We start from the raw sequence: 5,584 nt of genomic DNA, 5'->3' as shown, positions 1-5,584 counted from the left end.
GGGAATGCAAAAAGGGGAGGACTGGTGTGGTCCTCCCCTTTTTGGGAATGTTTGTCCGGCTGCGTCCTACTCTCCCACACCGTCACCAGTGCAGTACCATCGGCGCTGAAGGGCTTAGCTTCCGGGTTCGGAATGGGACCGGGCGTTTCCCCTTCGCTATGACAGCCGAAACTCTATGGAGATATGCGCGTTCCGGGCGTATCTCGGGAACTTCACAGTGGACGCGAACAGTTTCGTTTGTCTGTTGGTGTGTATCAAGTTGTCGGCTTATTAGTACCAGTCAGCTGCATGCATTGCTGCACTTCCACGTCTGGCCTATCAACCCGGTCGTCTAGCCGGGAGCCTCTCGCACACGAGGTGCATGGAAACCTCATCTTGAAGCGTGCTTCCCGCTTAGATGCTTTCAGCGGTTATCACTTCCGAACGTAGCTAATCAGCGGTGCCCTTGGCAGGACAACTGACACACCAGAGGTTCGTCCATCCCGGTCCTCTCGTACTAGGGACAGCCCTTCTCAAGTTTCCTACGCGCACAGCGGATAGGGACCGAACTGTCTCACGACGTTCTAAACCCAGCTCGCGTACCGCTTTAATGGGCGAACAGCCCAACCCTTGGGAGCAACTCCACCCCCAGGATGCGACGAGCCGACATCGAGGTGCCAAACCATGCCGTCGATATGGACTCTTGGGCAAGATCAGCCTGTTATCCCCGGGGTACCTTTTATCCGTTGAGCGACGGCGCTTCCACAAGCCACCGCCGGGTCACTAGTTCCGACTTTCGTCCCTGCTCGACATGTCTGTCTCGCAGTCAAGCTCCCTTGTGCACTTACACTCGACACCTGATTGCCAACCAGGCTGAGGGAACCTTTGAGCGCCTCCGTTACCTTTTAGGAGGCAACCGCCCCAGTTAAACTACCCACCAGGCACTGTCCCTGATCCGGATCACGGACCGAGGTTAGATATCCAGAACGACCAGAGTGGTATTTCAACGTTGACTCCACCGACACTGGCGTGCCGGCTTCACAGTCTCCCACCTATCCTACACAAGCCGTACCGAACACCAATACCAAGCTATAGTAAAGGTCCCGGGGTCTTTCCGTCCTGCTGCGCGTAACGAGCATCTTTACTCGTAGTGCAATTTCGCCGAGTTCGCGGTTGAGACAGTGGAGAAGTCGTTACGCCATTCGTGCAGGTCGGAACTTACCCGACAAGGAATTTCGCTACCTTAGGATGGTTATAGTTACCACCGCCGTTTACTGGGGCTTAAATTCTGAGCTTCGACCCCCGAAGGGATCTAACCCGTCCTCTTAACCTTCCAGCACCGGGCAGGCGTCAGTCCGTATACATCGTCTTGCGACTTCGCACGGACCTGTGTTTTTAGTAAACAGTCGCTTCTCCCTGGTCTCTGCGGCCCTTTCCCCTAGCCGGTGAACGGCTTCAGGGTCTGGGCCCCCCTTCTCCCGAAGTTACGGGGGCATTTTGCCGAGTTCCTTAACCACGATTCACTCGATCGCCTTGGTATTCTCTACCTAACCACCTGAGTCGGTTTGGGGTACGGGCGGCTCGAACCTCGCTAGAAGATTTTCTTGGCAGCATAGGATCACCCTGCTTCCCGCATACGCGGTCACTATCAGGTCTCAGGCTTGTATGAGCTGCGGATTTGCCTACAGCTCGCCCTACACCCTTGGACGTGGACAACCATCGCCACGCGGAGGCTACCTTCCTGCGTCTCTCCATCGCTTGACTACTACTGGTTTGGGTCGCGCGCTCCACACGCCCGGTGCCTCCCGAAGGAGACGATGGACGGCTTCAGGCGCTGAGCATCACCAGGTTCGTCATGGGCGGTTCTTCGCCGGTTCCGGAATATCAACCGGATGTCCATCGACTACGCCTGTCGGCCTCGCCTTAGGTCCCGACTTACCCAGGGCAGATGAGCTTGACCCTGGAACCCTTGGTTATTCGGCGGACGGGTTTCTCACCCGTCATTCGCTACTCATGCCTGCATTCTCACTCGTGTGGCCTCCACGGCTGGATCACTCCGCCGCTTCCCTGGCCACACGACGCTCCCCTACCCATCAACACGCTTGGACCACGATCCCGCAGGAGTCGCGGCCGGGCAGAAGTGTCAATGCCACAGCTTCGGTGGTGTGCTTGAGCCCCGCTACATTGTCGGCGCGGAATCACTTGACCAGTGAGCTATTACGCACTCTTTAAAGGGTGGCTGCTTCTAAGCCAACCTCCTGGTTGTCGATGCAACTCCACATCCTTTCCCACTTAGCACACGCTTAGGGACCTTAGCTGGTGGTCTGGGCTGTTTCCCTCTCGACTACGGAGCTTATCCCCCGCAGTCTCACTGCCACGCTCTCACTTACCGGCATTCGGAGTTTGGCTAACGTCAGTAACCTGGTGAGGCCCATCGGCTATCCAGTAGCTCTACCTCCGGTAAGAAACACGTGACGCTGCACCTAGATGCATTTCGGGGAGAACCAGCTATCACGGAGTTTGATTGGCCTTTCACCCCTACCCACAGCTCATCCCCTCAGTTTTCAACCTAAGTGGGTTCGGCCCTCCACGACGTCTTACCGTCGCTTCAGCCTGGCCATGGGTAGATCACTCCGCTTCGGGTCTAGACCCAGCGACTCATTCGCCCTGTTCGGACTCGCTTTCGCTACGGCTTCCCCACACGGGTTAACCTCGCCACTGAGCACTAACTCGCAGGCTCATTCTTCAAAAGGCACGCCGTCACCCCACAAGGAGGCTCCGACGGATTGTAGGCACACGGTTTCAGGATCTATTTCACTCCCCTCCCGGGGTACTTTTCACCTTTCCCTCACGGTACTTGTCCGCTATCGGTCACCAGGGAATATTTAGGCTTAGCGGGTGGTCCCGCCAGATTCACACGGGATTTCACGGGCCCCGTGCTACTTGGGATACTTCTCTGGAGTGCACGCCATTTCGTCTACGGGGGTCGCACCCTCTGTGCCGGGCCTTTCAATGCCCTTCGACTATGACGCACATTTCTGACTCCATGCCAGCGTGTCAGCACTGACCGAAAAGTCCCACGACCCCGCACCTGCAACCCCTGACAGGTCTCACACAGATACGGTTTAGCCTGATCCGCTTTCGCTCGCCACTACTCACGGAATCGCGGTTGCTTTCTCTTCCTGTGGGTACTGAGATGTTTCACTTCCCCACGTTCCCTCTACCCACCCTATGTGTTCAGGTGGGAGTGACTGGACTTGCCTCCAGCCGGGTTTCCCCATTCGGAAATCCTCGGATCACAGTCTGGTTATCGACTCCCCGAGGCTTATCGCAGATTCCTACGTCCTTCTTCGGTTCCTGGTACCAAGGCATCCACCATGTGCCCTTAAAAACTTGATGCACAAAGACAAAAGATGCTCGCGTCCACTGTGGAGTTCTCAACATACGCACGGCAACCCCCACCAGAACCGGCGCCTACCCACACCTCCCGACCAAAGACGGAAGCTGCCGGCGGTTCGCACACGGCGGAGGCCCTGCCACACCCACCCACACCCACCTCGCACGAGGCGAGACCGGCAGGGGGGCCGCGGCCTTCAGGAACGGACACCGGTCACTTCACCGGACGGCCGAGCCCTCAGGACCCAACAACGTGCCAAACGCCTCCCCCACCCGAGCGCGTTCCACTCCCCGGCGAACCGGAGCTGTACTGGCGACACGAGCAGTGTCAGCGCCAACTAATCGATGTTCCACCCATGAGCTCCCGGCGCCCCACGAACGGAGGCGAACCGGGCTCTGCACCACCACGCCAGGCGCGGTGGTGAGTGCTCCTTAGAAAGGAGGTGATCCAGCCGCACCTTCCGGTACGGCTACCTTGTTACGACTTAGTCCCAATCGCCAGTCCCACCTTCGACGGCTCCCTCCCACAAGGGGTTGGGCCACCGGCTTCGGGTGTTACCGACTTTCGTGACTTGACGGGCGGTGTGTACAAGGCCCGGGAACGTATTCACCGCAGCGTTGCTGATCTGCGATTACTAGCGACTCCGACTTCATGGGGTCGAGTTGCAGACCCCAATCCGAACTGAGACCGGTTTTTTGGGATTCGCTCCACCTCGCGGTTTCGCAGCCCTTTGTACCGGCCATTGTAGCATGTGTGAAGCCCAAGACATAAGGGGCATGATGATTTGACGTCATCCCCACCTTCCTCCGAGTTGACCCCGGCAGTCTCCCATGAGTCCCCAGCACCCCGAAGGGCCTGCTGGCAACATGGAACGAGGGTTGCGCTCGTTGCGGGACTTAACCCAACATCTCACGACACGAGCTGACGACAACCATGCACCACCTGTGTACCGACCTTGCGGGGCACCCATCTCTGGATGTTTCCGGTACATGTCAAGCCTTGGTAAGGTTCTTCGCGTTGCATCGAATTAATCCACATGCTCCGCCGCTTGTGCGGGCCCCCGTCAATTCCTTTGAGTTTTAGCCTTGCGGCCGTACTCCCCAGGCGGGGAACTTAATGCGTTAGCTGCGGCACAGATCTCGTGGAATGAGACCCACACCTAGTTCCCAACGTTTACGGCGTGGACTACCAGGGTATCTAATCCTGTTCGCTCCCCACGCTTTCGCTTCTCAGCGTCAGTAGTGGCCCAGAGACCTGCCTTCGCCATCGGTGTTCCTCCTGATATCTGCGCATTTCACCGCTACACCAGGAATTCCAGTCTCCCCTACCACACTCTAGTCTGCCCGTACCCACCGCAAGTCCGGGGTTGAGCCCCGGATTTTCACGGCAGACGCGACAAACCGCCTACAAGCTCTTTACGCCCAATAATTCCGGACAACGCTCGCACCCTACGTATTACCGCGGCTGCTGGCACGTAGTTAGCCGGTGCTTCTTCTGTAGGTACCGTCACTTGCGCTTCTTCCCTACTGAAAGAGGTTTACAACCCGAAGGCCGTCATCCCTCACGCGGCGTCGCTGCATCAGGCTTTCGCCCATTGTGCAATATTCCCCACTGCTGCCTCCCGTAGGAGTCTGGGCCGTGTCTCAGTCCCAGTGTGGCCGGTCGCCCTCTCAGGCCGGCTACCCGTCGTCGCCTTGGTGAGCCACTACCTCACCAACAAGCTGATAGGCCGCGAGGCCATCCCAGACCGAAAAACTTTCCACACCATGACCATGCGGCCTGATGTCGTATCCGGTATTAGCTCCGGTTTCCCGGGGTTATTCCAGAGTCTGGGGCAGGTTCCTCACGTGTTACTCACCCGTTCGCCACTGATCACCCAAGAGCAAGCTCTCGAGGTCACCGTTCGACTTGCATGTGTTAAGCACGCCGCCAGCGTTCGTCCTGAGCCAGGATCAAACTCTCCGTTGATGTTCGAAATCCAGCCCCCAAAGGGACCGAAAACTCCTAACCACCATCAGGTGATGTTCAAACCCCGGCTGAGCACGAACAACCAGCAAAAAGCTGAATGTTCGTTGTCAACCAAAGGAAAAAATTCGTGCACCCACACCCAGCCACCCACGACGTGGACAGACCAGGCAGAAGATGCGACGAGGTATTGGCATCGATTTTTGACACGCTGTTGAGTTCTCAAGGATCGGACGCGCACCA

The 5,584-nt window shown here is 57.6% G+C and carries 3 rRNA genes; all 3 read right to left on the bottom strand.

The annotated features are described in order from the left end of the window. Positions 1-53: 53 nt before the first annotated feature. Positions 54-170: ribosomal RNA gene (gene rrf, locus ACK8HX_RS17695) — 5S ribosomal RNA — on the bottom strand. Positions 171-250: 80 nt separating this feature from the next. Continuing rightward, a 23S ribosomal RNA gene (locus tag ACK8HX_RS17690) occupies positions 251-3,378 on the bottom strand. A 433-nt stretch (positions 3,379-3,811) separates the two neighbouring features. Then, positions 3,812-5,344, bottom strand: a 16S ribosomal RNA gene (locus tag ACK8HX_RS17685). Together the 16S, 23S and 5S rRNA genes form the textbook arrangement of a ribosomal RNA operon. Positions 5,345-5,584 lie beyond the last annotated feature (240 nt).

Source organism: Oryzobacter faecalis (genome assembly GCF_046764005.1).
GTDB classification, from domain to species: domain Bacteria; phylum Actinomycetota; class Actinomycetes; order Actinomycetales; family Dermatophilaceae; genus Oryzobacter; species Oryzobacter faecalis.
Note: the sequence above shows the minus strand (reverse complement) of the source record. Positions and strands in the feature narration are given on the sequence as shown.